21 protein-coding genes are annotated in these 25,873 nt (G+C 52.6%); 8 read left to right on the top strand and 13 right to left on the bottom strand.

The genetic code is table 11. The annotated features are described in order from the left end of the window. Positions 1 to 14 precede the first annotated feature (14 nt). Genes K7G70_RS16870 through K7G70_RS16890 form a run of 5 tightly spaced genes read right to left on the bottom strand, consistent with a single transcriptional unit; the run spans position 15 to position 6,935 of the window. Positions 15 to 437, bottom strand: coding sequence for an MAPEG family protein (locus tag K7G70_RS16870; protein WP_223789832.1), 423 nt, complete (start codon positions 435 to 437; stop codon positions 15 to 17). After that, on the bottom strand, positions 434 to 1,075 hold the full coding sequence (locus K7G70_RS16875) for a DUF2238 domain-containing protein (RefSeq protein ID WP_223789833.1): 642 nt from the start codon (positions 1,073 to 1,075) through the stop codon (positions 434 to 436). The genes K7G70_RS16870 and K7G70_RS16875 overlap by 4 nt, the downstream gene beginning before the upstream one ends. After that, positions 1,072 to 5,286, bottom strand: a complete 4,215-nt coding sequence (locus tag K7G70_RS16880) for a transporter substrate-binding domain-containing protein (protein ID WP_223789834.1) — start codon at positions 5,284 to 5,286, stop codon at positions 1,072 to 1,074. Before K7G70_RS16880 ends, K7G70_RS16875 begins: the two co-directional genes overlap by 4 nt. Before the next feature lie 18 nt (positions 5,287 to 5,304). After that, complete coding sequence (locus tag K7G70_RS16885; RefSeq protein WP_223789835.1) at positions 5,305 to 6,354, bottom strand: response regulator; 1,050 nt, start codon at positions 6,352 to 6,354, stop codon at positions 5,305 to 5,307. Between the two features lie 41 nt (positions 6,355 to 6,395). After that, positions 6,396 to 6,935, bottom strand: coding sequence for a hypothetical protein (locus K7G70_RS16890; protein ID WP_223789836.1), 540 nt, complete (start codon positions 6,933 to 6,935; stop codon positions 6,396 to 6,398). A gap of 214 nt (positions 6,936 to 7,149) precedes the next feature. On the opposite strand from K7G70_RS16890, the gene K7G70_RS16895 reads away from it, so the two are divergent. From K7G70_RS16895 to K7G70_RS17965, 3 genes are read left to right on the top strand one after another with little or no spacing between them, the layout of a single operon-like run. Beyond that, on the top strand, positions 7,150 to 8,064 hold the full coding sequence (locus tag K7G70_RS16895) for an aminotransferase class IV (RefSeq protein ID WP_223789837.1): 915 nt from the start codon (positions 7,150 to 7,152) through the stop codon (positions 8,062 to 8,064). Next, the gene (locus K7G70_RS16900; protein ID WP_223789838.1) at positions 8,061 to 8,807 is read left to right on the top strand and encodes a sulfotransferase-like domain-containing protein; all 747 of its coding nucleotides are present in this window, start codon (positions 8,061 to 8,063) and stop codon (positions 8,805 to 8,807) included. The genes K7G70_RS16895 and K7G70_RS16900 overlap by 4 nt, the downstream gene beginning before the upstream one ends. A gap of 25 nt (positions 8,808 to 8,832) precedes the next feature. Beyond that, complete coding sequence (locus K7G70_RS17965) at positions 8,833 to 8,964, top strand: hypothetical protein (protein WP_255590542.1); 132 nt, start codon at positions 8,833 to 8,835, stop codon at positions 8,962 to 8,964. On the opposite strand, the gene metL is transcribed toward K7G70_RS17965, so the two are convergent. The 7 genes from metL to yihG form a co-directional block, all read right to left on the bottom strand. After that, positions 8,952 to 11,360 (bottom strand): bifunctional aspartate kinase/homoserine dehydrogenase II, encoded by a 2,409-nt coding sequence (metL, locus tag K7G70_RS16905; protein ID WP_223789839.1) that lies wholly within the window; start codon positions 11,358 to 11,360, stop codon positions 8,952 to 8,954. The genes K7G70_RS17965 and metL overlap by 13 nt on opposite strands. Positions 11,361 to 11,374: 14 nt before the next feature. Next, on the bottom strand, positions 11,375 to 12,553 hold the full coding sequence (gene metB / locus K7G70_RS16910; RefSeq protein ID WP_223789840.1) for a cystathionine gamma-synthase: 1,179 nt from the start codon (positions 12,551 to 12,553) through the stop codon (positions 11,375 to 11,377). Further along, the gene (locus tag K7G70_RS16915; protein WP_223789841.1) at positions 12,510 to 13,520 is read right to left on the bottom strand and encodes an alpha/beta fold hydrolase; all 1,011 of its coding nucleotides are present in this window, start codon (positions 13,518 to 13,520) and stop codon (positions 12,510 to 12,512) included. The genes metB and K7G70_RS16915 overlap by 44 nt, the downstream gene beginning before the upstream one ends. 183 nt (positions 13,521 to 13,703) lie before the next feature. Next, on the bottom strand, positions 13,704 to 15,182 hold the full coding sequence (locus K7G70_RS16920; protein ID WP_223789842.1) for a hypothetical protein: 1,479 nt from the start codon (positions 15,180 to 15,182) through the stop codon (positions 13,704 to 13,706). Beyond that, entirely contained in the window at positions 15,179 to 16,579 is a 1,401-nt protein-coding gene (locus tag K7G70_RS16925) for a hypothetical protein (protein ID WP_223789843.1), read from the bottom strand. The genes K7G70_RS16920 and K7G70_RS16925 overlap by 4 nt, the downstream gene beginning before the upstream one ends. A gap of 43 nt (positions 16,580 to 16,622) precedes the next feature. Further along, entirely contained in the window at positions 16,623 to 17,162 is a 540-nt protein-coding gene (locus K7G70_RS16930) for a hypothetical protein (RefSeq protein ID WP_223789844.1), read from the bottom strand. A gap of 100 nt (positions 17,163 to 17,262) precedes the next feature. Continuing rightward, on the bottom strand, positions 17,263 to 18,150 hold the full coding sequence (gene yihG, locus K7G70_RS16935) for a 1-acylglycerol-3-phosphate O-acyltransferase, YihG family (RefSeq protein ID WP_223789845.1): 888 nt from the start codon (positions 18,148 to 18,150) through the stop codon (positions 17,263 to 17,265). Between the two features lie 153 nt (positions 18,151 to 18,303). Between yihG and metK the strand changes: the two genes are divergently transcribed. The 4 genes from metK to K7G70_RS16955 all read left to right on the top strand — a co-directional run bounded on the left by metK (position 18,304) and on the right by K7G70_RS16955 (position 23,105). After that, positions 18,304 to 19,461, top strand: coding sequence for a methionine adenosyltransferase (gene metK, locus K7G70_RS16940; RefSeq protein WP_223789846.1), 1,158 nt, complete (start codon positions 18,304 to 18,306; stop codon positions 19,459 to 19,461). 35 nt (positions 19,462 to 19,496) lie between these two features. Next, a complete protein-coding gene (gene ahcY / locus K7G70_RS16945) occupies positions 19,497 to 20,918 on the top strand; it encodes an adenosylhomocysteinase (protein WP_223789847.1) in 1,422 nt (473 codons plus the stop codon). A gap of 76 nt (positions 20,919 to 20,994) precedes the next feature. Continuing rightward, on the top strand, positions 20,995 to 21,834 hold the full coding sequence (gene metF / locus K7G70_RS16950) for a methylenetetrahydrofolate reductase [NAD(P)H] (RefSeq protein WP_223789848.1): 840 nt from the start codon (positions 20,995 to 20,997) through the stop codon (positions 21,832 to 21,834). A gap of 362 nt (positions 21,835 to 22,196) precedes the next feature. Next, entirely contained in the window at positions 22,197 to 23,105 is a 909-nt protein-coding gene (locus K7G70_RS16955; protein WP_223789849.1) for an FG-GAP repeat protein, read from the top strand. Positions 23,106 to 23,107: 2 nt separating this feature from the next. On the opposite strand, the gene K7G70_RS16960 is transcribed toward K7G70_RS16955, so the two are convergent. Continuing rightward, entirely contained in the window at positions 23,108 to 23,704 is a 597-nt protein-coding gene (locus K7G70_RS16960; RefSeq protein WP_223789850.1) for a hypothetical protein, read from the bottom strand. Positions 23,705 to 24,167: 463 nt separating this feature from the next. On the opposite strand from K7G70_RS16960, the gene K7G70_RS16965 reads away from it, so the two are divergent. After that, the gene (locus K7G70_RS16965) at positions 24,168 to 25,850 is read left to right on the top strand and encodes an aminotransferase class V-fold PLP-dependent enzyme (RefSeq protein WP_223789851.1); all 1,683 of its coding nucleotides are present in this window, start codon (positions 24,168 to 24,170) and stop codon (positions 25,848 to 25,850) included. Positions 25,851 to 25,873: the final 23 nt, after the last annotated feature.

Consider the following 25,873-nt stretch of genomic DNA (forward strand, 5'->3'; position numbering starts at 1 on the left):
TGGCTGACGTTTGCTCACAGCTGGGCATTGATTTCAAACAGAAACAACAACCACATCACCATCAGCAGCAAACAAGAAATGACGAAAATGGTGAAACGATGAATCACTTTGTTGTAGGCAATGTGGATGAACGCATGCAAATACCGCAGTCCCACATAAACCCAAGCCAAGGTCAGGAACATCGAAGCTTCTACCCCGGTTACCAGCAGCATCAACACCCAGATATAAAACAACATGGGAACTTCCAGCTGATTGTGAAAGGCCCGACTCAGTCGCTGCAGCATCACCGGCCATTGATCCTGACCCGTCATCAACACATAATCCTTGGGATGCACCGTGCGTTGACCGACACTGCGGTAGCGCAAAATACCGAGGGTGAATAAGATGCCCAAGGTCAGCATCACCTGAAAAAAGACTGGAATGACGAGTTCTATCATGATTGACTCCTGTGTTTTGGTGGTTGATTTTGTTTGAGTTGTTGAATTTGACGGTCATGCCAATGGCTCAGGGTGAACAAAGCAACCACCGAGCCTATCAGGGCCAGGAACATGTCGGACTGGGTGTCCCACACATAGCCTTGGGTGCCCAAAAATGATTCGGCGGCTTCGTCACTGAGCAAGGCCACCCACCATTCAATCAGTTCATAAAAGGCCGAAAAACCCAGGCAAAAGCTGATGATGAAAAAGCGCCGCCAAGCAACATTCGGGATCACCCCATGGCGCACCACAATTTCGCGGCAGATCATGGCTGGCACAAAGCCTTGGGCAAAGTGCCCCAGCTTATCGTAATTGTTGCGACCTTCCCAGATGAAGGTCAGAAATTGATCAAAATAAGGCACCAACGCATAGGTGTATTTGGCCCCAATCATCAACACCACACAGTGCATCAAGATCAACACATAAACCATCGGCGTCATGGGCCAAGAGCGCCTGAAATACAACAGCACCAAGGCACCCAACACCGCGGGCAAGGCCTCCAGCACCCAAGTGTAGAAATCATGTGGCTGAATGGCTGAAAACAGCAACACCGCCAGGAACACCGTGGCCCAGCTGACCACTGTCCAATGCTTCATCATGCTTGATCCTCTTTGTTGATGGCCTCCACCTGGCGAATGATGCGACCATAGGCATGCAGACTGCTTTGCATGGCCTGGATGTCAAACGCCTCGACTTGGGTCAACAACTGCCTGGTATAGTCGTTGATCAAATGCAGTTTAAGCTGTTGTTCACTGTCTTGCAACAGCACCACAAAAGTCCGAATGTCTTTCATGTTTTGGGTGGCCATGGCCAAATCCCAGGCTTTGTGCACCGGCCCCCGCAAATAGGCCAACAAATCCGGCAACTTGGACAATTCGGTTGGGCTCAAGGCCTGTGGTGCGGCGGCGTCTGCTTCCCCCTTGGTGATCAGGTCATGGGGCAAAAATTCACTGAGGGCTTCAAACAAGCGGTTTTTGATCACCGGTTTCGGAATGAACCCATCAAACGACCCTTGTTCGATGCGGTCGTGATCGTCTTTCAACACCGATGCGGTCAGGGCAATGATCGGCATTTCAGGGTGCGTTGCTTTGATTTTTTTGGCCGCTTCATAACCGTCCATCACCGGCATGCGGATGTCCATCAACACCAAATCTATGGCGTGCTTGGCCACACAATTGAGTGCATCCAAACCATTTTCTGCATGGATGGAGGTCACCGCCGAATCGGCAAAATACTCGGCGATCAACGCCCGATTTTGGTAATTGTCATCGACCACCAACAACACCCCAGATTTGAATCGATATTGTTTGTTTTGTGGCTGTCTGTTGGGCAAGCTGGCGGTGGCTTGCTGGCTGCTGGGAATTGGCACCTTGGGCAGGCGGATGGTGAAGCAAGCCCCCTGTCCCACGGCGCTTTGCACCGTGATGTCACCCCCCATGTGCTGCACCAATTTTTTGCTGATGGCCAAGCCCAATCCGGTACCAGAATATTGGTTGCGGTCTTGATTTTTTTGTTGTTCAAAAGCCTCGAAAATGCGTTCATGGTCAGACTCAGGAATGCCAATGCCCTGATCTTGTACCGCGATTTCCAGACCGGTGTGTCGTCGGCTGGATTCAAAGGTGTTGACCCGCAAGTGGATCAGCCCTTGCTCACTGAATTTGATGGCATTGCCCAGCAGATTGAACATCACTTGGCGCAAGTGGTTGATGTCCAGTTGCAATATGTCAGGCACACTGGGGTCGATGTCCAACACCAGTTGCAAGCCTTTCTTCTGCATATTGATGGAGAAGATTTGGCCAATGTCCTCAAAGTACTCATGCGGGTTGAATGCCACCGTTTGGCTGTCAATTTTGCCCGCCTCGATTTTCGACAAGTCCAAGATGTCATTGATCAACATCAACAACGTGTCACCAGCCGAGCGAATGGTCTTCACATAGGACTTCAAATGCGGTTCCTGAATTTGCTCATCCAGCAATTCGGTGAAGCCAATGATGGCGTTCATTGGGGTGCGGATTTCGTGCGACATGTTGGCCAAAAACAAGGACTTGGCTTGATTGGCCTCCTCGGCATGGGCGGTGGTTTCCAACAACTGTTGGGCCATATGTTTTTGCTCGGAAATGTCACGCCAAACCACATACAATGCGCTGGCCTCGTTGTGCTTGATGCGGGTGAATATGGCATCGGCCCAGAACGTGCTGCCGTCTTTGCGGCGGATTTGACACTCGAATCGCTGATTCACATTGTGCAACGATTCATGCACCATGCGGCGCATGAACACCGACGATTGTTCGCCATCAATTTGCTGCTCGGGCAACCACCGTTCAAAATTAGAACCCAACAATTCGGCTTTGTCGTCCAAACCGAACATCTCCACCACTTTGTTGTTACAAGCCACGATTTCGCCGTTCTGAAAAATCAAATTGGCATCACCCGATTTTTCAAACATGATTTCAAAATTTTCTTTTTCGGCCGCCAAAGCTTGTTCGGTGGCCACCCGGGCCTGTATTTCTGCGTGCATCCGCCGGTTCCAGGATATGATCACAAACAACAATAACGACAGCACCGCCGCCACCGCCAAAGCCAGACCATAGCTGCGCTTTTCCACGATATTCAAAGCCAGCCAACGATCGGTGATCTGCGCCTTGTCATCCTGGCTGATTTGGTCCAAGGCCTTGGTCACAATACCAGGCAGTTCAGGGTGGGTGTTGGCCACATAAAAACTGTAAGCCACTTTGTACTGGGTTTTACCCACAATTTTCAAAAAGCCAATGCTCTGCTCATTCAACAAATACCGTGCCTCGGCAAACGGCATCAACAAGGCGCCAATTTGCTCGCCATTCAAAGCCGCAACGGCGGCTTCAAAACTGGCCAGTTCGGTGACTTTGAGTTGCGGGAAATCGGCCTGAATGTCGGTCAAAAACGGCGCCCCTGCCAACACCCCCAAGGACAAATCACTGATTTGGTTCAAATCTTTGACAAATGGGGTGTCATCGGGCATCACCATCACCACATCGGTGGTCAGGTGGGGCGGCATGGCCACAAAGCCATCTGACAGGGTGCGGTCATTGAGGTGACTGAAGGTCATGTCATGGGGCAATTCACTGCCGGCAGGCACATATTCAAAAGGCATGGACAAGGAAGTGGCCATTTTCTCCATGAAATCGGCATTGATGCCCATGTATTGGCCGTCTTCACCCAGCGCACCCAGCGGCAAACCTTGGATCCCCGGTTTGAAAGTGATCACTTGCAAACGATTCAATAAGCCCCGTTCCACCGGCAACAAATTCACCCGTTCGGCATCTTGAGCCACCCATTGGTTGCGGATCGCCAGATGTTGTTCCGCGGTGATCATGGCCAAAGCTTTGCGGATGATGGCGGTCAATTCTGGCAGGTCCTGACGCACCCCCAGTCCCACCGCCGTTTGGAATTGATGCAATTGCAGCACCACTTTTAAATTGGTCAGCAGCGATTCATTGATCACATAATCAGCCACCGCCACATTGCCAATATAGGCATCGGCATTGCCATAGGACACGGCTTCGATGGCGGCCTTGTTGGAGTCCAGCAACAGCAATTGTATTTCGGGATGCTCTGCGGCCAACCATTCGTGCAGATAAGAGCCCCCATTGAGCGCCACCGTGCGGCCTTGCAGCTCACTGAGCTGGGTGATGGCGGCGGCTTCGCTGCGCAAGTATACGGCGGTAGGCACCGATAAATAGGGATCGGTGAAATTGAGAAAGGACGCTCGATCAGCGGTCCTCACCACCCCACTCAAACCATCCAGCTGCCGATTCTTGACCGCCTCCAACACGTCATTCCAGACCCCTGTTTGCACCTCAATACGCAATCCAGAATATTGTTCAATCAAATCCACATAGGCCGCCGCAATGCCATTGTGTTGTCCATCGCTGTCGCGGAATTCAAATGGCGGCCATTGCCAATCGGCACCGAACAAAACCGTTGGGTGGTCATCCAACCACCTTTGTTCAGCTGCTGTTAACTGGATTTTTTTGGTCAACCCCGGTTGGCCATCCAGCCATTGTTGCAAAATGGCCTGGTGTTCTTCTTCGGTGATGGCAGACAAGGCTTTATTGAGGATCGGCACCAAGGGTTGCATGTGCTTGGCCACCGCCATGTAGACCAGGTTGTGAATCCCGTCACCTGCCGGCGCATGGGGCACGATAAGGGTGATGCGATTGGCTTGTAACAAGCGATTGATCCGTTGATACGAACCCAGCAACACATCGGCCTGGCCACCCAACACCAAGGCAATCCCTTCGCTCATGGATTGGGTGTTGATGATGGTGGCTTGGGGATATTGGTCTTGTAGGTATTCGCGTCGGGCGAAATCGGTCGGCATGGCCACGGTCAAGCCATTGAGTTCGTCCAGCGACGTCAACTTCAGATCACTGCGCACAAAAAAGTGGTCAAAGATGGGCATGTACGGTTGGGTGAAAGTCAGGTCCGAGAGGCGGGCTTCGTCACGAAACACCGCCGGCATCAGATCCATTTGACCCGCCGCCACCTGACTCAGGTGCGGGAAGAAGTCATCCACTTTGACGTCGAATTGCAGCCCGGTTTTGCGCTCCAACAAACGCAAGTATGCTGCCGTCAGTCCCTGGTGCTGACCGGAATTATCGGCGTAATCAAACGGAATCCAATCCGTACCTCCGGCGGTTTTGATCACCGGATTCTCTTGCATCCAAGCCTGTTCAGCTGCGGTCCATTGTTGGGCCTGGGTCGGGTTCTGGTAGGCCGCCAACATGACCCAAATGCATGACCAAAGCAACCACAGACCCCGTGTGTTCATCGGGCACCTCCTTGGCTATCAAGACATTTCGGCAATGGCAACGAACTCATCGAGGTGTTGGATAAAGATGTCAACCAAATTGGGATCAAATTGCTTGCCTTTCAGATCAACAATGTAATCAACGGCCTCTTGGACCGGCCAGGCATCCTTGTATTTGCGTTTGTGGGTCAGCGCATCGAACACGTCGGCGATCGCCACGATGCGTCCATAGATGTGTATGTCATCACCTTGCAAGCCTTGGGGATAACCCGTGCCATCCCATTTCTCATGGTGGTGATAAGCAATCATGGCCGCGGCTTTGATGAATTTGCGGGGCGACAGTTTCAGAAATTGGTAGGCGTTGGTGGTGTGGGTTTTCATCACTTCCCGCTCTTCATCGGTCAACGGTCCGTCTTTGTGCAAAATGGACTGCGGGATGGTGATCTTGCCAATGTCGTGCATGGGCGAGGCATGAAAGATGATGTCTTCGTCCTCGGCATTCAAACTGGGGTGGTAGAACGCCAACAAACGGGAGATTTCGGCCACCCGTTTGATGTGTTGGCCCGTTTCATCCGAAGTGGCTTCCATCAACTCGGTGAGCATGAAAATCATTTCCTTCTGATTCTGCTCCAATTCGGACAAGATCCGTTGCTCTTTGCTCTTCAGTTGTTTTTGCAACACCAGGTTGTTTTGTTGCAGCACTTTTTTGGCTTGGTACAAATCCAGATGGGTTTTCACCCGGGCAATCAATTCGGAAGAATGAAAGGGTTTGGTGATGTAGTCCACACCACCCAAATTAAATCCCTCGGTGATTGAATCCACATCCACCCGCGCGGTCAGAAAGATCACTGGGATGTCTTGCAACCGGGGGTCTTGTTTCATGAACTGACACACTTCAAAACCGTTGATGTCTGGCATCATGACATCCAACAGCACCAGATCAAAGCTGTTGGTTTTCAACAATTCTTGGGCTTGGCTGCCATTCAGGGCATAGGAGAATTCATAACCCTGTTCCTTGAGGATGTTCATGACCACCTGAATGTTTTCAGACACATCATCAACAACCAACAGATTGTAAGTCAATTCCACGACATCTTCTCCACGGTTTTCATTTCATGATAACACAAATTTCATGCAACGTGAGGCTGGCTGGTCCATGCCAGCACCAAGTCATCAATTTGCCAGGCATGGATTTGATTGGCGTCCAAACGTTGCAGCTTCTGGCTGGCCATCTGGTAACACCAACAGGCAGTCGGTAACCGCTGCTCCAGGACCTCGATGAGGTGCCAGATGCACAGCGCCTCAGTGGCCAGCAATCCGGTCATGGCGATGCCGGTTGCTGCCACTGGATGTGCCACCTTATGCGTGGGTTCGGCCAGCGACACCACCAAAAAGGCCAAGGCATCACCGACATTCTCAAACCCACCTGAAAAGGTGTTGTCCAGGTACACCGTTTGGTGTGCTTGGGCTTGGATGGCACTGCCATCGGCCAGTCGTTTTCCAAACAAGTCAGTCAGAAAGACCCGCACCCTGGGACCGATTTGGTAATCCGGCAACACCCCGCCAGCCGGCAAGTCCAAGCGAAGCAAGTCGAATCGATCATCGGCATACAAGGCCGTGATGCGGTGGGCCGCCAACTGGTGGATGGTTGGCACTTGGGCATCATTCATGTTGGTTAGGGCCTGTTATCAGCAACTGAATGACAACTGTTCATATCACAAAGGTCACGACGACTGCCTTAATGGCTGATTAATGCGATCCAGCAGCCGCCATGCAGTTGCTGTTAACAGGCCCTTGTATGCGGAAAATGTCTATTCATTTCAATCAATCCGTCGGTGGATTCTGGTACCATTTGTGCCTTTAGAAAGCACAAATGGGCACGGTATGGGCAAAGGCACACACGAATACATTGAAGACGAACGCAACCGATCAATCCTGATCAACATCAACGGCAAACTGAAACCCCGTGAACAAGCCATGGTTTCGGTGTTCGACAGCGGCTTCATTTTGGGTGATGGGGTGTGGGAAGGCTTGCGCTTACACCAGGGGGTGGTGGTGTTCTTGGCCGACCACCTCAAACGCCTGTACCAAGGGGCCAAGGCACTGGATCTGGACATTGGCATCAGCCCCGAAGCCATGACCCAACGGCTGTATGACACCTTGGCAGCCAATGACATGCACGACGGGGTGCACATCCGTTTGATGGTCACCCGCGGGGTCAAAATCACCCCGTACCAAGACCCACGCTGCACCCTCCCTGGCAGCACCATCGTCATCATCGCCGAATACAAAAACCCATCGCCGCGCAAAATCGAAGGTGGCATCAAACTGTTCACCACCCATGTGCGCCGCGGATATCCGGATGTGCAAGATCAAAAAATGAATTCACATTCCAAGATCAATTGCATCCAGGGCTGCATCCAGGCCGCCAAAGCCGGGGCCGATGAAGCCCTGATGTTGGACCCCCACGGCTTTGTGTCCACCTGCAACTCCACCCACTTTTTCATCGTCACCGATGGTGAAGTCTGGACCTCCACCGGTGATTTTTGTCTGGGCGGCATCACCCGTTCCAAAATCATCCTCCTGTGTGAAACCCATGGCATTCCGATCAAACAAAAGAATTTTTCCTTGTTTGATGTGTATGGTGCCGACGAGGCATTTGTCACCGGGACCTTTGCCGGCATCACCCCAGTGAACGAGGTTGATGGCCGCTTGATTGGCGATGGCCAAACCCGCGATCTGATCAAACGCTTGCAGGATTTGTACATCGCCTTGATCCACTCGGAGGTATCGGCATGAGCGACTCATTGATTCGCATCGCCATGTGGTCTGGCCCCCGCAACATTTCCACCGCCATGCTGCGGGCCTGGGAAAACCGCCCAGACACGGTGGTGGTCGACGAACCTTTGTATGGCCCATATCTGGCCACCACTGGCAAGCGGCATGCCGCGTATGAAACCATCATGCAAGTCCAGGGCACCGACTGGCGCCCCATCGTCAAGGCCCTGACCGAAGCAAAACCTGCCGATGCCGATGCCGGCACCCAAATTTTCTATCAAAAACACATGAGCCACCATTTGACTGATGACATCGAACTGGACTTTGTCGGCCAATTGCGCCATGGGTTCTTGCTCAGGCACCCCAATGAGGTGCTGGCTTCCTATTTGCGCAAACACCCCCGGGCCACCCCGGCTGACTTGGGTTATCCGCAGCAGGTGCGCTTGTATCAATGGCTGCGCGAACACACCGACCAACATCCGCCGGTGATGCTCGCCAAGGACATCCTGCAAGACCCCAAAAACATGCTCAGCAAACTGTGTGCAGCCCTGGGTGTGCCGTTTGATGAGGCCATGCTGTCCTGGCCCAAAGGTTACCGTGAGTCCGATGGGGTGTGGGCCGAACATTGGTACAACCGGGTGATCGAATCCACCGGCTTTGCGCCCTACCGACCAAAAGAGAACACCCTCAGCCATGAAGAACAAGCCATCGCCGATGCCTGTTTGCCCTACTATGAACAGTTGGCTGAATGGGCCATGCGTTGATTTTTTTGTTGGCTCCTCCCGTGTGATGATCAGCACTTTCGCTGAATTCATCATTGGTTCTGAGCTGCTGGCCAAGAACCAATGGCTGGCACTGAAGTTGTTGCCGGTAAAAACCCCACAACCCAAAGGCCAATTGGAATTCCGTCAAGCCGACTGAAGCACTTCGATCAAATCATTCAGCACCCCGGCGGCGGTCACTTCACGGCCGGCCCCCGGGCCTTGGATCACCAAGGGGTTTTCGGCGTACCAGTCTGATTCCATGATGAAGATGTTGTCACCGGGTTTGAGCTTGGCCGCCGGATGATCTGCGGCCACGGCTTTGAGTTCCACGCGCAATTCCTCAGCCGTCACCCGGGCCAGGTAACGCAACACCTGTCCTGCCTTTTGCGCCTGCTGCCAGAGACCGGTAAAGTGTTCATTGATGGCTGCTGACCGCTGCCAAAAATCAACCAACGAGCCAGTTAAGAAGTGTTTGGGGATGACCGGCTCGAAGGTGATTTTATGCGGTTTAAATCCCAGCTCTCGGGCCAGGATCCAGGCTTTGCGGTACACGTCTTGCCCAGACAGGTCCTCTCTGGGATCCGGTTCGGTGTAGGCTAGCTCATGCGCTTGTTGCACCCAGTCCATGAACGGCCGCTGGCCATCAAAGCGCCCAAACAACCAAGACAAGGAGCCTGAAAACACACCACTGATGGCCTGCAATCGATCCCCGCTTTCGGTGATTTTTTGCACGCTGGACTGCACCGGCAAAGCCGCGCCGACGGTGGTGTTCTTCAACCACAAACGACCCTGCTGTTGGATGGCTTGTTCGATCTGTGTGGCCCAGACGTCATCGGCAGCGGCCAATTTGTTGGCTGAAATCAAATGCCAACCATGCTGAGCCCAGCCCAGGTATTGTTTGGCCACCGCTTCACTGGCAGTCAAATCAATCACCACCGCGGGGTGGCCTTGCAACGGTGCCAAGCGCTCATACAGTTGCCCTTGCTCATTGGCCTGATCCAACACCAGTGGCTGGTCCAACAAGCACTGCTCACTGAAATGAAAATGGCGGCTGTTGGCCACCGCCACCACCCGCAGTGATTGTCTCACCCGTTGCTGAATGTCGGCTTTGTGTCGCTGCAACAGCCGCAAAAACTGCTGGCCAATGTTGCCATGACCCAACACGATGATTGGCAACGACGGCGCCAGCTCAAAAAACGTCTGGTGCAGGTCCTGCAGCAAGGCTGTGGCCTCGGTGTCAGCCACCAACACACTCAAGGTGTGCTCATTGGCGGGGTAATGGTAGCCATGCACCGCAAACCAGGCCATGCGATGGAGAAACTGGCCAATGATCCGGTGGTCTTGTCGAATTTCTTGCCCCACCGCACTGATTAAACTGAAACCGGCTTGCTGTTGGCTGAGGCTCAGGCCCAACTGTTTGATCAATTGGGTGGCTTTGAAACAGTCCGGGCGTTCCACACAGAAACTCAGTTGGTTTTGGGTGCGGTCATATTGGTTGGCGTAGTTGCTGATTTGTGCCACCGTTAATTGGGTTTGCAGTTGCCGGGCTTGCAGTTCAGTCACTGCGGACAAACTCAGCCGCGTCAATCCACTTTTGTGGGCCAAGGTTTTCACTTGGATGTCTGCTTGGGGGTGTGGGTAAGCCGTCGTCACGACATCGGTGCCAGCAGTGCCTGACAAACAGGCGTTGATGACCATGGGGGTGCGTTGTTGTAATAAGGGGGCAATGGTTTTGGGGTGTAACACCGAAGAACCGAGTTCCGACAAGGCTTGGGCTTCACTCAAGGTCAATGTTGGCACCCGCCTGGCAGCCGCAATCAGGCGTGGATCGGCGCTGTATACGCCATCAAAATCGGTCCACAAACAGACCTGATCGGCGGCCAGTAACTGGGCCAAAATGGTGGCGGTGTAGTCGCTGCCATTGCGGCCCAAAGTGACGCATTCACCGGCTTCATTTTGAGCTATGAACCCGGTCACGATTTGGATCGGCCAGGTCTGCAGACCCTGGCTGCTTGACACCGTGTGAGCCGCGCGGTGTTCGGTGATGTGCGCTTTGGCTGCGGCTTGTTGGATGACGTGGTTCTGTCCATCCACCACCAGAAATTGACTGGCATCCAACCAACCATTGGGGATCTGCAAGGCTGTCAATTTGGCAGCCAACAATTGCGCCGACCACAGCTCACCATGGGCCAGGATCTGGGCATCGGTGATCGCCCGTTGCTCTCGGCGGTTCTGCAATTGCAACAAGTCTGCACGCACTTGCTTGAGCAATTGTTTGGCCAATCCGGTATCGGGGCCCAAGGTGCTGCGGATCAGCTGTGCCAAGTAAACCAGCAAATCCTGCCAGGCTTGATCGTGGCCGCCCAGCCAGTCCAACAACCAATCGGTCACCGGGCCATTGGCCGAGACCACCACCACATCACCGGGCCTGACCTGGGCCACCAAGGTTTGTACCACCCGTTCGATGTGCGCGGCATCTTGTAATGAACTGCCGCCGAATTTATGCACCCGGACCGCTTGTTGCGGTCGGGTTTGTGCGCCCAATGTTGGCATGTTTGGCTCCTGCTTTATTTGATGACGGCTTGTTGGACCGTTTGGATTTGACTTCGGGACAGGCCCAATTCCAGATCGGCCAACAAGTCATCGACCTGTTCTATGCCCACCGACAGGCGGATCAAATTGTCTTTGATGCCCGCTTCGCGCTGGGCTTGTGGCGCCATCGCCGCGTGCGTCATGGTGGCCGGGTGACAAATCAATGATTCCACCCCGCCCAAAGATTCGGCCAAAGTGAAATATTTGAGGTTGTTGACCAAGCTCTTCACCGCCTCGGTGCCGCCTTTCAGTTCGAATGACAGCATCGCACCAAAATGATGCTGCTGTCTGGCCGCAATGGCGTGGCCGGGGTGGTCTTCCAGGCCAGGGTAATGGATTTTCTCCACCGCCGGGTGCAATTGCAAAAAGGCCAGAATCTGCTCGGTGTTCTCCAGGTGCTGTTTCATGCGCACATTCAAGGTCCGCAAACCACGCAGGGTCAACAAACTGTCAAAGGGCGCGGCGGTGATGCCGATGCAATTGGCCCACCAGGTCAGCTGTTCAGCCAACTCAGCGGTCTTGGCCAGCACCGCGCCACCCACCACATCGCTGTGGCCATTGATGTATTTGGTGGTTGAGTGCACCACCAAATCTGCCCCCAAGGTGATGGGTTGTTGCAAAGCCGGTGACAAAAAGGTGTTGTCCACCACCTTCAGCACCTCTGGTCCTGCCTTTTCACACAAGGCATGCACGTCCACCACCCGCAGCAATGGGTTGCTGGGGGTTTCGATCCACAACAAATCAGTTCGATCTTGCAACGCTTGGTGCACCGCTGCGGCATCGGATTGATCAACAAAATCGACCTGCAGCTGGCCTTTTTCATGCAAGGTGGTAAACAAGCGAAAGGTACCCCCATAACAATCATGCGGGGCCACCACCCGGGCCTGATTGGGCAACAACTGGGTCACCAACAACACCGCCGACATGCCGGTTGAGGTCACCACCCCACCGGCGGCTTGTTCCAGTTCGGCCAAAGCTTCGGCCAACAAGTCACGGGTTGGGTTGCCGGATCGCGAGTAATCATATTTGCGCGGCTGATTGAAATCAGCGAAGGCATAGTTACTGGACAGGTACAACGGCGGGGTCACCGCGCCGTGCAGGCCATCGCAATCAATACCCGCTCGCACGGCGGTGGTTTCGTTCAATATGGTCATGGTTGTGCTCTTCAAAAAAAGTGTTAAAAATGCAGTTCAGGGCTTCGGCTTCCAACAAAAAGCCATCGTGCCCGTATATGGAGTTGATCAAATGCAGCCTCGAGCGGCTGCGCAATGCCTGGTGCAATTGTTGTAATTGGTCGGTCGGCACCATTTGGTCGGAGGTAAAACCAATCAACAAGGTATCGGCTTGAATTGATGCCACATCCACTTGGTGGTAATCGATTGATTGAGACAATTGGGCATAGCGCCGGGCACAAAACCGCGCGGCAAAACGCTGCCCATGGTGGTCCAAATAACTGGCCATGGCTTGCACATCGCGACCCGCTGACTCACTGGCAAAACGTTCCTGCCACTCCAGCTCACCGCGGTAGCCTACCATGGCCAAAGCGCGGGCCAAAGCGGTGAATTCGGCTTGGGCTGCTGGCGATTCCGCATGGCGTTGACCCAGCTGCATGATTTGTCGTTGAATCAGGCGCCATGCCTTGGTTTTGACAGAATTTTTGTGGGCCGCTGCGATACAAACCAAACGCGCCAGGGCTTGGGGAAACAAGGCTGCAAAAGCCAAAGAAACCATGCCGCCGTACGAAGCGCCAATGACGGCATGGAATTGAGGTAAATCGAGTTGTTGCTGAATCTTACGGAGCACCCGGGCCTGGTCAGCCGTGGTGATCAATGGCGTTTCGGCCCCGGGTTGATCTGGCCAACAAACGTATTCAAAGGTCAAAAACGAATGGTCAAGGACAGACAGCGCCCCGGCATCGTGCATCACATCCTGCCACCAGCCGGGGCCATGGACCGAATCGAAGGCCCAGCGGCTGGCTGAAATGCCGCCCATCAACACCACCACAGGCCGATTGCTTGGCCCCCACAAACAACACTCGACTTCCAGGTCAGCCTTGCCATCGCCACCCGGCAAAGTGGCGGCATCGATAACCAGGCGGTGTGTGGTAACGGTTGTGTTCATCGGCTCATTTAGACGTCTAAATGGCCATATAATACACGCACCTATCTAGATGTCAAGGCGTTTAGACGTCTATATAACCAAATGATCTTAATGCACACTCATCATGCATCTTGCTGGCCGCTTAAAATGATGGGCAGCCACCCCAATTCTGGAACTGAACAAAGCGCTTTTAATGCGGTTACTTTATCGATCAAAAAACCACAAAGTTTCACTTTGGGCCCAAGTGGCCCCACCGTACTGAGCCAACAAGCCCTTTGCGGCGGCTCCATTGCTGAAACGGGTCAGTGCAATGCTCATATATGGCAAACTGAGCACATTCAATCGATCACCGGAGTGTTGATCTGTGGCTAACCATGGTGTATCCCTTGACCACAACGCTGAAGAGATGAAAAAGGAATTAACAAAGCCATTGTCAGTCACCCGGGGACGATCCAACACCACTTTGTGCTTGAAGTTATGCGACCCGGTGATGTCAGGTGGTACAAAAAGTTCAAACTCTACATCTTGGGTATGCAATGCCTGCACGAACACCGAACCACAAGCGTACTCGTAACGTGGTTGGATACCTGGGGCAGTATTGACCGTCACAGATTGAGACTCACGGTCATAAAAATCTTGTATGATGATACTGCCACCAAAATGTTCATTGGCACAAAATCTGGAATTCTGAGTGAAACCGATATTTTGTAAAAATGGTGGCCTGGCGGACCTGTAATCTGCGGCCAAATAAAACCGCCGGGTGGGAAACGTGAACACCAATTCGGTTTTGGCATTGATCATCGGTTCCAAGGTGTATGTGGTATGGGTATTGTATTGCGCCAAGACCATGCTGACGGCATCATAACCGGTGTCCATGATGAAGTGGTGGCTGCGATCGGGATCGTCGACCCAAGCTTCCGGATGGGCTGCATCCAAGGACAAATCAACATCGCCAGGTGCCACATGGGCGGTTTGGCCCGGCGCCAAAAAATCACCCAGGGCTTTGGACCCGTAGTTGTAATTGATGCCTTGCCTGACTTCCAACAAGTGAGTCTCGGCCATCAAGCCGCCGCTCCCCGGGACCAACTCAAAGGCCGGATCACCGCCGGTCTCGACATGCCATGAGCCGCCGTGTTGCCAGCGCGCTGCGATCGCCGCACAATCAGTCGGCTGACCCCCATCACCGAAGGTCACCGCCGCCGCAGCCGCACCGGTCAAGTCACCCATTTCGATGATTTCTATGAAACCCTCGCGAATGCGGGTGATCTTTCCATCGCCACCAGCCAGCCGATTGATCCAGAAATGTTCTCCCTGGCGATTGACGTTCGGGGCACAGGACCGATCACCGGTCACTTGCATGGCGGCCGGCTCGTTTTCGAACCCGGGCCACAGGGAAACCGATGGCACCAAGGCAAAAGTCCAGGCATCATGACCAGCCAAATACACGTTGTATGACAGCACCGGATCGCCGTTGAGGCCTTCGCGGATGTTGATCTTGATGGCCTTGCTGTGGGGTGTGGTGTTGGTCAAAGCCACCATCGTGTTCAAATCGTTATTCACCGTGTAATACGGCACCAACAGCACATTGCCCAGCCCCTGGTGATTGACCTGAACGGCCAAGGCGCTGGTTTGAACCAACCAAGCCATGCAGACGCCCATCAGCATGACCCAGACTCTGCTCATGGTGCAGTCTCCTCATGCTTGATTGACAGCAAAGATTGGGCCCCGCCGTATTGGGCCAGCAAGCCCGGTTGGGCGTTTTGGTTGGTGAAGCGGGTCAGCACCAGGCCAATCACCGGCAAGCCTGAAATGGACACGATTTCGGAGGTTTCAGGATCGGTGGCCTGCAATGGTACAGCTTGTGGGAATGTGGTCGAGAAATGCCCACTGGGCGTTAAATTCTCAGCGGGGGTCGTCACCACAATCCGGTTGTTGGAAGCGGTGATGGTCGGGTGACCAGTGGTACCTGGCAGGACCAACTGGTGCACCATCACACTGCCACAAATGGCTTGCACAGCCACATCAGCTTGGGCTTCCCGATCATAAAAGGTGGTCTGCACCAACGAACCGCCATAATCACTGGCAGACACCGTCGCCACGTCACATGCGGTCTGCATGGGGTCGGCCTGAAACGGTGGCAACACCGCTTCTTCGTTTTGATAAAAGCGCCGCGTGGGTTGGGTGTAAACCACTTCGGTTTGACCGAGGATGAACTCATCCAAAGCGTATGTACTGAGCAATTGATCGGCCATCAATGCCGCGCTGACGGCGTCGATACCGGAATCAAAGACCCGTGTTTGTGGTATCTGACCCCCGCTTTGCTGCACCCATTCATTGGCCGCCACATCCAATGACAAACTGCCATCCATTGGGTGGCTGTGAAAAAATACGTCCTCAGCGAACACCCCGTCCAATGCCACAGCCGGGTAAGAGAAATTCAAACCATTGGCCACATCAACCAAGTTCACCTCGGCCTTCAAACCACCAGAGGCGGGAACAAAGTAGCGCAACGGGTCACCCCGCCCCCAGATGCCACTTTGCACGTCCCACGATTGCTCAATTTGTTCGCAATTGCCCGGTCGACCGCTGCCCCCCAAATCTGCCCAGCCGATCGGTGGGCCATTTGACATGGCCATGTCAATGACTTCGATGTACCCTTCGCGCAAGCGAGCCAAGTCATCTGGACCGTCGGTGATGTGTTCGGTGGTGAACTCGGTGCCTGATTTGTCCAAGAATGGGGCACAGCTGTTGTCACCGCTGAGTTGCCTGGCCGTGACCTGCCCCACTTGGCCGGCCACATCAGATTCGCTGGGCACCACTGCCATGGACCACATATCAAAGGCCGCCATGTAGACATTGTAAGTCAGCACCGGATGGCCATTGAGGCCTTCACGGAACGTCACTTTGACGGCTTTGGTCTCAGCCGTGGTGTTGGTCACGGTGACCAAGGTGTTCAAGCCATTGTTCACCGTGTAGTAGGGAATCAGCAGCACTTCGCCACTGCCACGGGGATTGACATGAACGGACCAGGCCGGTCCAATGCATAAACTCAAGGCACAGATGATGCCGATGATTTTCATTCAAAACTCCTTTTATCACCATCACATCTGGGCGGTGGATGGGTTATTCCACGTTCAGTGAAATGCCTGAAATGTCGATTTCAGGTTCTTCGATTTGTTTTTTGTCAACGATTTGTTTGCCGGCTTCATCCAGTGTCAGGTCGTCGGTGGGGATGTCTGGTGTCAGCACTTTCTTGTGCTTGACGATGATTGAACCGGCGGCCTCGACTTTCAGCTTACTGAAATCGAACTCCGGCAGCTCCACTTCTTTGGTCACAATGATGGGCTCTTCTGAATCATCAATTTCAATGTGGTTGATGTCCACTTCGGGCGGATCTTCCTGTGGTTTGTCTTCCAAGTTATCGAAATCCACATCGACTTTGATGTGCGAGGTTTCGATGTGCCGCTCGGGTGCTTTAACTGGCGTCAGGATGCGGGTGCCTGGGTCATTCAATTCCCAATCTTCCGCAGCGGCCGGTTCGGCGGCCACCTCATTCTTGATCATGCTGACCCGGATGCCGGCTTTTTTCAGCACCGCCCGCAGGTGGTTGGCTTTGTCCAAGGTCAGTGATTTCTTCAGGGTGCGTTCCTTGCCGTCAAACATGACTGCCACTTTTTCCGCAGACAACTTGAACAATTTGGCAAAATTGCTCCGCGCCTGCGCAGGGTCAACGTCTCTGGACGTTTTCCCCTTAAAAGTGATCTTAAAGGTCTGTTCGCTCATATAAATCCTGGATTTTTGTATTTTGTTTATACCACAGAGTTTCACTCCATTTAAACAGTTCTGTCCTGAATTTTTCGTCGGTTTGGTAGTTTTTGTTCAACAAAGCATCAGGGATAACCATTTTTTCACATTTAACCAGCGCCGCCGTGAAATCACCACACAAGTAATCCCACACCGAAGGCACCTGATCGGGGTACACCACAGTCACCAGCAACAGCTGTTTCATTTGGGCTCCCATGCTGCCCATCACAAAGCCCAAACCGCCGGCTTTGGGTTTCAATAAATGGGGGTAAGGTGACTGCTGCTTTGCCTGCTTGGCTGGGGTGAAGCGGGTGCCTTCGATAAAGTTGATCACCGAAGTGGGGAAATGTTTGAATTTGGCACAGGACTTTTGCGTTTGTTCCATGTCTTTGCCCCGCAGGTGGGGGTTCTTGGCCAAAAACTCCCGGCTGTAGCGGCGCATGAAGGGAAAGTCCAAAGCCCACCAGGCCAGACCCAAAAAGGGCACCCAAATCAGTTCTTGTTTGAGAAAAAATTTGAGGAATGGGATGCGCTTGTTGAACACCGCTTGCAAGATCGGAATGTCGGTCATGCTTTGGTGGTTGGCCACCACCAGATACCATTCGTCCTGAGACAATTCTGGCATCTCCAACAGTTTGATTTTGGGGCCATGCAGCCAGCGGTGACCGTGGCTGTTGATGGCAACCCAGGTTTCGGCAATCCACACCAAAATGCGCGACAAAAACACCCGGATGCGGGGGATGGGCAGCAGCCATTTCAACAGTGCAAACACCATCAAAGTGGAAACCAATACCACGGTATTGATGATCAAGACCAAACTGGCGAAAACGCCTTTGAGGTGTTTCATGGTGGGGACATTTTTACTGGGGTTCATTGGCAAGATATGAATTACCCGTGAAAATACAAGGAAAATTTGGCTTTTATTGGCTATAGCGGTGGACATGGGCAGAAAAAAATAGATAATATATCTCTTTATCCGTATTGAGAGATATATTGAATTATGAGCAACTACCTTTTCACTTCCGAATCGGTCTCTGAAGGCCACCCAGATAAGGTCGCCGATCAGATCTCTGATGCCGTGTTGGACGCCATCATCAAAGACGACCCGAAAGCCCGTGTGGCCTGTGAAACCATGGTCAAAACCGGCACCGCCATTGTTTCCGGTGAAATCACCACCAACACCTGGATCGATCTGGATGAATTGGTCAGAAAAGTGATCATCGACATCGGTTATGACAATTCAGCCGTGGGCTTTGATGGCCACAGCTGTGCCGTGATGTCATTGATCGGCAAACAGTCGCATGACATCAACATGGGTGTCGATCGCCAGAGCCCCGAAGAGCAAGGCGCTGGTGACCAGGGCTTGATGTTTGGCTATGCCTCAAACGAAACCGACGTGCTGATGCCAGCTCCGATCACCTACTCACACCTGTTGGTGCAAAAACAAGCCGAAGTCCGCCGCGCGGGCACCTTGTCGTGGTTGCGCCCTGATGCCAAATCACAGCTGACCTTCCGATATGAAAACGACAAGCCGGTGGCCATTGATGCGGTGGTGCTCTCTACCCAACACGATCCCGATGTCAGCCTGGCTGACTTGCGCGAAGGGGTGATGGAAGAAATCATCAAACCGGTGCTGCCGGCCAATTGGATCGATGGCAACACCAAATACCACATCAACCCCACCGGAAACTTCGTGATCGGTGGTCCCGTGGGCGATTGTGGCTTGACCGGCCGCAAGATCATTGTTGACACCTATGGCGGCATGTCCCGTCACGGTGGCGGCGCCTTCTCTGGCAAAGACCCCTCCAAAGTGGACCGCTCTGCCGCTTATGCCTGTCGCTATGTGGCCAAGAACATCGTCGCTGCTGGCTTGGCCGAGCGCTGCGAAATCCAAGTGTCTTATGCCATTGGCGTGGCCGAGCCCACCTCCATCAGTGTGACCTGTTTTGGCACCAACAAAGTGCCTGAGGCCACCATCGAACAATTGGTTCGTGAACATTTTGACCTGCGGCCTTACGGCATCATCACCGGCCTGGACCTGTTGCGTCCGATTTACCAGAAAACCGCTGCTTATGGCCACATGGGCCGGGAAGACGCGGACTTCACCTGGGAACGCACCGACAAAGCCGAGATGTTGCGCAGCGAAGCCGGACTCTAAGAATATCACCCATTACACCAAATATTGAGAGAAACATGACTACAGAAACCGTTAAGAACATCCAACCAGATTACGTCATTGCCGATTTGGGCTTGGCTGAATTTGGCCACAAAGAAATTCGCATCGCCGAAACCGAAATGCCCGGTTTGGTGCAAATTCGTGAAGAATACAAAGACCAACAACCCCTGAAAGGCGCCCGCATCGCCGGTTCCTTGCACATGACCATCCAAACCGCTGTGTTGATTGAGTCACTGCGCGCCTTGGGTGCCGATGTGCGTTGGGCTTCTTGTAACATCTACTCCACCCAAGACCACGCGGCAGCGGCCATGGCCGATCAAGGCATCCCCGTGTTCGCGGTCAAGGGCGAAACCTTGGAAGAGTATTGGGAATACACCCACCGCATCATGGAATGGTCTGATGGCGGTGCGCCCAACATGATTCTGGACGACGGCGGTGATGCCACGATGTTGTTGATCTTGGGCAGCAAAGCGGAACAAGATGCCAGCATCCTGGACCACCCTGAATCAGAAGAAGAAACCCACTTGTTTGCCTCGATCAAGAAACGCTTGGCCACCAAGCCAGGTTGGTACAGCCAAACTTTGGCTTCGATCCAGGGCGTGACCGAAGAAACCACCACCGGTGTGAAACGCTTGTACGACATGGCCAAAACCGGCGACCTACCGTTCCCAGCCATCAACGTCAACGACTCGGTAACCAAATCCAAATTTGACAACCTGTATGGCTGTCGTGAATCTTTGGTGGACGCCATCAAGCGCGCCACCGATGTGATGGTGGCCGGTAAGAAAGCCGTGGTTTGTGGCTTCGGTGATGTGGGCAAAGGCTCGGCCGCTTCACTGCGTGCCTTGGGCGCCATCGTGTCGGTCACTGAAATCGACCCGATTTGTGCCTTGCAAGCATCGATGGAAGGTTACCCCGTGGTGGCCCTGGAAGACGCCGTTAAAGATGCCGACATTTTCGTCACCGCCACCGGTAACTACCAAATCATTAACTTTGAACACATGAAGGCCATGAAAGACCAGGCCATCGTTTGTAACATCGGTCACTTTGACAACGAAATCGATGTCGCGTCCTTGGAAAAAAACTGTGAGTGGGAAGGCATCAAAGACCAGGTTGATCACGTGATCTTTGAAGACGGCAAGCGCATCATCTTGTTGGCCAAAGGCCGCCTGGTGAACTTGGGCTGTGGTACCGGTCACCCGAGCTTCGTGATGTCCAACTCATTCACCAACCAAGTGCTGGCACAAATCGAATTGTTCCAACGCGGTGACAACTACCAAAACGACGTGTACGTGTTGCCCAAGCATTTGGATGAAAAAGTGGCCAAATTGCACTTGGACCGCGTCGGTGCCAAGTTGACCACCTTGACCGAAAAACAAGCCAAGTACATCGGGGTTGAAGTCGAAGGCCCATACAAGCCTGAGCACTATCGCTACTGATGGAAGACTTGTTTTCCAACTTGAACTGCAGAAAAAGCCGGGCACATGCCTGGCTTTTTTTTGAGGTATAACCATTATGCATAAGTCACATCAATTTGGTCTGAGCTTTGAATTTTTCCCGCCCAAAACGGCCGAACAAAAAGTCATTCTGCTCAACACCCAGGAACAACTGCGCCAACTGGATCCCGATTTCTTTTCGGTCACGTTTGGGGCCGGCGGCTCAACCATCACCGCCACCGCTGACACCGTGTTGGAATTGAATCAGCACGAAACACCTAAGGTCATCCCCCACCTGTCCTGTATGGGTGGCACCCCGGAAGAAATCAAAGAACTGTTGGACAAGTACCTGGAACACGGCATCACCGACATCCTGGCCTTGCGCGGCGACGTGCCCTCAGGCATGGGCTCGGTGGGCTATTTTCGCTATGCCAATGAATTGATTGAATTCATTCATGAGACCTACCCCAACACCTTCAAGATCACGGTGGGCTGTTACCCTGAGGTGCACCCGGAAACCGAATCATTGGAATCCGAAATCAAATACTTCAAACAAAAAACAGCGGCTGGCGTGGAACGGGCCATCACCCAATTCTTTTTCAATCCCGAAGCTTATTTCAACTTCATTGACCATTGTGAAAAAGCCGGCATCGACACGCCGATCACCCCCGGCATCATGCCCATCACCAACTTTGCCAACATCAAACGCTTCTGCGGATTTTGTGGTACCGACATGCCCCGCTGGTTGCAATACAAACTGCAAAGCTATGGCGATGACCGCAAATCGATTCAACAATTCGGCACCGAGTTCACCATCAAACTGTGTCAACAATTGCTGGATCAAGGCGTCAATGGCATTCATTTCTACACCTTGAATCGGGCCAAAGCCACTTTGGACGTGGTCAAAGCATTGCAATGAAAATGTGTTAAGATCAATCATTCATGCAAATGAGATGTTGATAAATGCTTACTTCAAATTCTCATTTTTTTAATGGAATTTTGATGCTGTGGTTGATGTCACCATTAACTGCCTTCGCCCAAAGTCAAACTTCAATCACATCTGACTCCAGCAGATTGAGACCCAACGATGTGTTGGAGTCCTCTGCTCAGGGTGTTGCTTGTGGTTATGGCAAAACCAGCGCTTTTGCTGCTGACACTGCCATCATCACAGCCCATTGTGAAAATTCCGGAACGGTTTACTTTTATGACCACAACGGCACCACTTGGGTCGAATCCCTAAAAACCGAACTGGGCATTTTAATTACTGACCATTCAATCCAAGTGGACTCAGAGGAAAACCAGGCTGTGTTCGGTGTCAGGGGTGATTCGGCCATCATTTTTGGACGCTTGAATGGTGTTTGGCAAGAAACCGCAAGGCTGTATCCTTCTGACCCTCAGAACATCACCCATTTTGGCAGGGCTGTTGCCATCGAAGGCAATCAGGTTGTGGTGACTGCCCAAACCAACTTCGTAACAGGTAAAGGCAGGGGCTTCAAAGCTTATGTATTTGAATACAACGGCATTCAATGGCAAGAAAAAACCCAATTAATCCCATCCGGAGGATTCTACGAGTCTTTTTTTGGACTTTTTACAGCAGACATAGATGGTGACAACATCATCATAGGCGCACAAGGTGACGACACCCAAGCCATGAATGCAGGCACTGCCTATGTTTATGAACTGGTCAATGACCAATGGGAAGAAGCGCAATCATTGTTTGCTTCAGATGCGGAAGCTGGCGACTTATTTGGTCAAGCCGTCAGCAAGGGAAATGGACATTTACTCATCAGTTCACACAGGGACAACACCAACGGCATTGACTCAGTTGGTTCAGCGTATGTTTTTGAAAAGGTGAATGGATTGTGGACAGCAACACAAAAAATCATGAACGATGATCCTGAAGCGAATGACTATTTTGGCTCTCCAATCAAAATTCATGGCGACCTCCTGGCCATTGGAGCACCCACTCGAAATCTTGGCGGTTTTGTGAATGTGTATGAAAACAACACCAATCAATGGACATTGATAGGCCAATTGCAACAAGACCAAGCCAATCAAACCCGTCATTTTGGTGCACACATGAATTTATTCAACAATCATTTGTATGTGAGCGCTGACAACAAAGTCTTTGAGTTCAGGATATTGCCTGACAGTATATTTGCCACTGGATTCCAGTTCCATATTGACTGACCTCATGGACTTGAGTGATTGGCTACATCAATGACTTTTTTGCAATTGATTTTCCAGGTCGGGTAAGTGATGCTCAAATCCTCGCTGACCCATTCACCGATCCAACGGTAGCCACTGGCGGTCATGTCATAAAAAGTCAGGCGGTAATGACCGCTCATGCCATTGGGGGCTGCTTGTTCACGCCAGAACACCAGGCGCTCCCCGGCTTTGCCGCCGGTCCACACCGGCAACTGTGGTGTGGGCGTGCTGGTGCTGAAATAATGGATGTTCCATTGCTCATTGGCCACATCATATTGGCGGATGCTGCCACTGTGGCCGCCATCGGCTTTGAGCGTGATGTCTTGCACCGCCATGCCATTCATGATGTATTGAAACACCCAGGTCATGGCCACCGGTTCAGCCCAGGTCTGCTGATCAACCCGCACCACCGATTCACAGGACGCGGACCCAATCATGGGCTGAAAATCGGCCAATTGCTTGGGCGCTGCTGGATTGAGTTGGCCATGGGGTTGTTGCGGTCCCACGGCGTAGGGGTATTCAACGACTTCGGTGCTGGCGGCGAAACCCAACAACAGGCCCACCATGTGATCAAATTTCATGATTCTTCTCCTCTGGAATGGAGCCCCCAGTGTAGCCAAGCGGAACCGCCACAGTGGCATCCAGCAGTGAAGCACAGTGGTGTTGCAGTGAGCGGCGTTCTTTTTAGGGCCTGTTAACACCCACTGAATGACCACTGTTCAGGTTACAAAGGTCACAATCAAGGCGCGAAAAGCGTGGTTTGGTCACTCCAATCGAGCGATGAGCAACGCCGGGTGTGGCCTTTGTAGGCTGAACCCATGGGGCTGAATCGTATTTTCCACCCCTCGGCGTTATTCAGTCGCTCATCTGGAGTGACCACACCTCACGACTGATGCCTTGATGGCTGAAAAATACGATCCAGCAGTCGCCTTTCAGTGGGTGTTAACAGACCCTAATTAAGTGATTGCTAATATTTGATCAATTCGGCTTTGCTTTGACCACAAACTCGCCTACAATGCATGGCTGATTGATTCAGCAACCAACATGAATGTCACCGCCAACAATTTAAAACCCGACTGTCTGCGCCAAGCCATCATCGGCGTCGATGCCCCCTTCTGCACCCCATTTGGTCAACGTTTGATGACCTACTGTGATTACACCGCTTCGGGGCGCACCTTGACCTTCATCGAGAAATACCTGATGAAGCTGCAACGGCATTACGCCAACACCCACACCGAAGACGACATGACCGGGCGTTCCATGACCCGCTTATTGCATGATGCCGAACAACGCATCAAAGACTCTTTGGGAGCCACCGAGCAAGACCGCATCATTTGTACCGGCACCGGTGCCACCGGCGCCATCACCAAGATCCAACAGATCCTGGGCACTTATTTGCCACCAGCCACCCGCGCGCAGATTGAGCGTTCGGCCGCCTGTGATTTGGACAAGATCCTGGCCCAATCGCCGGTGGTGTTTGTTGGGCCTTATGAGCACCACAGCAATGAAATTTCCTGGCGCGATGGCTTGTGCGAGGTGGTGGAATTGGATCTGGATGCCCAGGGCCATGCCGACCTGGATCAATTGACCGAATTGCTGCAACAAGACCAATACCAAAACCGCTTGAAAATCGGTTCTTTTTCTGCCGCTTCCAATGTCACCGGACTGATTTCTCACACCCGAAAAATCGCCCGATTGTTGCACCAGCATGATGCCTTGGCCTTTTTTGATTTTGCCGCCAGTGCACCCTATGTGGAAATTGACATGCACCCCAAGGATGACCCCTTGGGTTATTACGACGCGGTGTTTCTGTCGCCGCATAAGTTCCTTGGCGGTCCGGGCTCAACCGGTGTCTTGGTGTTCAACAAAGACATCTACCAAGCGGCACTGAAACCAACCGTGTCGGGTGGCGGCACCGTCAGCTATGTGGCCAGACATGACCATGATTTCTTTGATGACATTGAGGAACGCGAAAAAGCCGGCACCCCAGGTGTGCTCCAAATCATGCGCGCCGCCTTGTGTTTTGAAGTCAAAGAAAAGTTCGGTGTCCAACAAATTCACAACATTGAACAACAGTGGCTGCAACAAGCCTTCAGCGCTTGGCAGAATCACCCCCGGATTGAAATTTTGGGTGATCAGGATCCCGCCAATCGCGTTGGCATTGTGTCCTTCAACATCAAAACCGCTTCTGGGAAATATTTGCACCCCAAATTCATCACCGTGCTGTTGAACGACTTGTTTGGCATCCAATCCAGGGCTGGCTGTTCCTGTGCCGGGCCTTACGGCCACCAGTTACTGGGCATCGATGAGGAGACATCAGAACAATACCGCGCCTTGATTCAAAAAGGCTATCATGGCATCAAACCGGGTTGGTGTCGGGTCGGATTTCATTACATCATGGACCAAGCCGAAGTTCAGTACATCATTGATTGTGTGAACTTCATTGCCGACAACGGCGCCGAATTTTTGCCCTGGTATAAATTTTGTCTGAAACAAGCCTGTTGGCAACACATCCATGATGATGGCCAATGTCCTGAGTTGTCCTTAGACGAGGCCTTTAAACAAGACCGAGACAACCCACAACCGCTGGCTCCCTTATTGAGAAAGTCCTTATACCAGCAGTTTTTGCAAGAAGCAGAAAGACTCAAAACCGAGGCCAAATCCTTGCCCGTCAGGGCCCAACAATCGGTGCCTGAAATTGAACATTTGAATCAGTTCATCGTATAAAAAAAGCCGGCATCAAGCCGGCT

The organism is Marinicella meishanensis, assembly GCF_019931145.1.
In the GTDB taxonomy this organism is placed as follows: Bacteria; Pseudomonadota; Gammaproteobacteria; order Xanthomonadales; family Marinicellaceae; genus Marinicella; species Marinicella meishanensis.

Bases quoted from the DNA above. Each gene is read 5' to 3' on its own strand.
- K7G70_RS16960 (WP_223789850.1), bottom strand. From the start codon at position 23,704: ATGAAATTTGATCACATGGTGGGCCTGTTGTTGGGTTTCGCCGCCAGC.
- ahcY (WP_223789847.1), top strand. From the start codon at position 19,497: ATGACTACAGAAACCGTTAAGAACATCCAACCAGATTACGTCATTGCC.
- metB (WP_223789840.1), bottom strand. From the start codon at position 12,553: ATGACCATATTGAACGAAACCACCGCCGTGCGAGCGGGTATTGATTGC.
- K7G70_RS16875 (WP_223789833.1), bottom strand. From the start codon at position 1,075: ATGATGAAGCATTGGACAGTGGTCAGCTGGGCCACGGTGTTCCTGGCG.
- K7G70_RS16890 (WP_223789836.1), bottom strand. From the start codon at position 6,935: ATGAATGATGCCCAAGTGCCAACCATCCACCAGTTGGCGGCCCACCGC.
- K7G70_RS16900 (WP_223789838.1), top strand. From the start codon at position 8,061: ATGAGCGACTCATTGATTCGCATCGCCATGTGGTCTGGCCCCCGCAAC.
- K7G70_RS17965 (WP_255590542.1), top strand. From the start codon at position 8,833: ATGATCAGCACTTTCGCTGAATTCATCATTGGTTCTGAGCTGCTGGCC.
- K7G70_RS16895 (WP_223789837.1), top strand. From the start codon at position 7,150: ATGGGCAAAGGCACACACGAATACATTGAAGACGAACGCAACCGATCA.
- K7G70_RS16920 (WP_223789842.1), bottom strand. From the start codon at position 15,182: ATGAGCAGAGTCTGGGTCATGCTGATGGGCGTCTGCATGGCTTGGTTG.
- metF (WP_223789848.1), top strand. From the start codon at position 20,995: ATGCATAAGTCACATCAATTTGGTCTGAGCTTTGAATTTTTCCCGCCC.
- K7G70_RS16880 (WP_223789834.1), bottom strand. From the start codon at position 5,286: ATGAACACACGGGGTCTGTGGTTGCTTTGGTCATGCATTTGGGTCATG.
- K7G70_RS16925 (WP_223789843.1), bottom strand. From the start codon at position 16,579: ATGAAAATCATCGGCATCATCTGTGCCTTGAGTTTATGCATTGGACCG.
- metL (WP_223789839.1), bottom strand. From the start codon at position 11,360: ATGCCAACATTGGGCGCACAAACCCGACCGCAACAAGCGGTCCGGGTG.
- K7G70_RS16870 (WP_223789832.1), bottom strand. From the start codon at position 437: ATGATAGAACTCGTCATTCCAGTCTTTTTTCAGGTGATGCTGACCTTG.
- K7G70_RS16915 (WP_223789841.1), bottom strand. From the start codon at position 13,520: ATGAACACAACCGTTACCACACACCGCCTGGTTATCGATGCCGCCACT.
- K7G70_RS16930 (WP_223789844.1), bottom strand. From the start codon at position 17,162: ATGTTTGACGGCAAGGAACGCACCCTGAAGAAATCACTGACCTTGGAC.
- K7G70_RS16965 (WP_223789851.1), top strand. From the start codon at position 24,168: ATGAATGTCACCGCCAACAATTTAAAACCCGACTGTCTGCGCCAAGCC.
- metK (WP_223789846.1), top strand. From the start codon at position 18,304: ATGAGCAACTACCTTTTCACTTCCGAATCGGTCTCTGAAGGCCACCCA.
- yihG (WP_223789845.1), bottom strand. From the start codon at position 18,150: ATGAAACACCTCAAAGGCGTTTTCGCCAGTTTGGTCTTGATCATCAAT.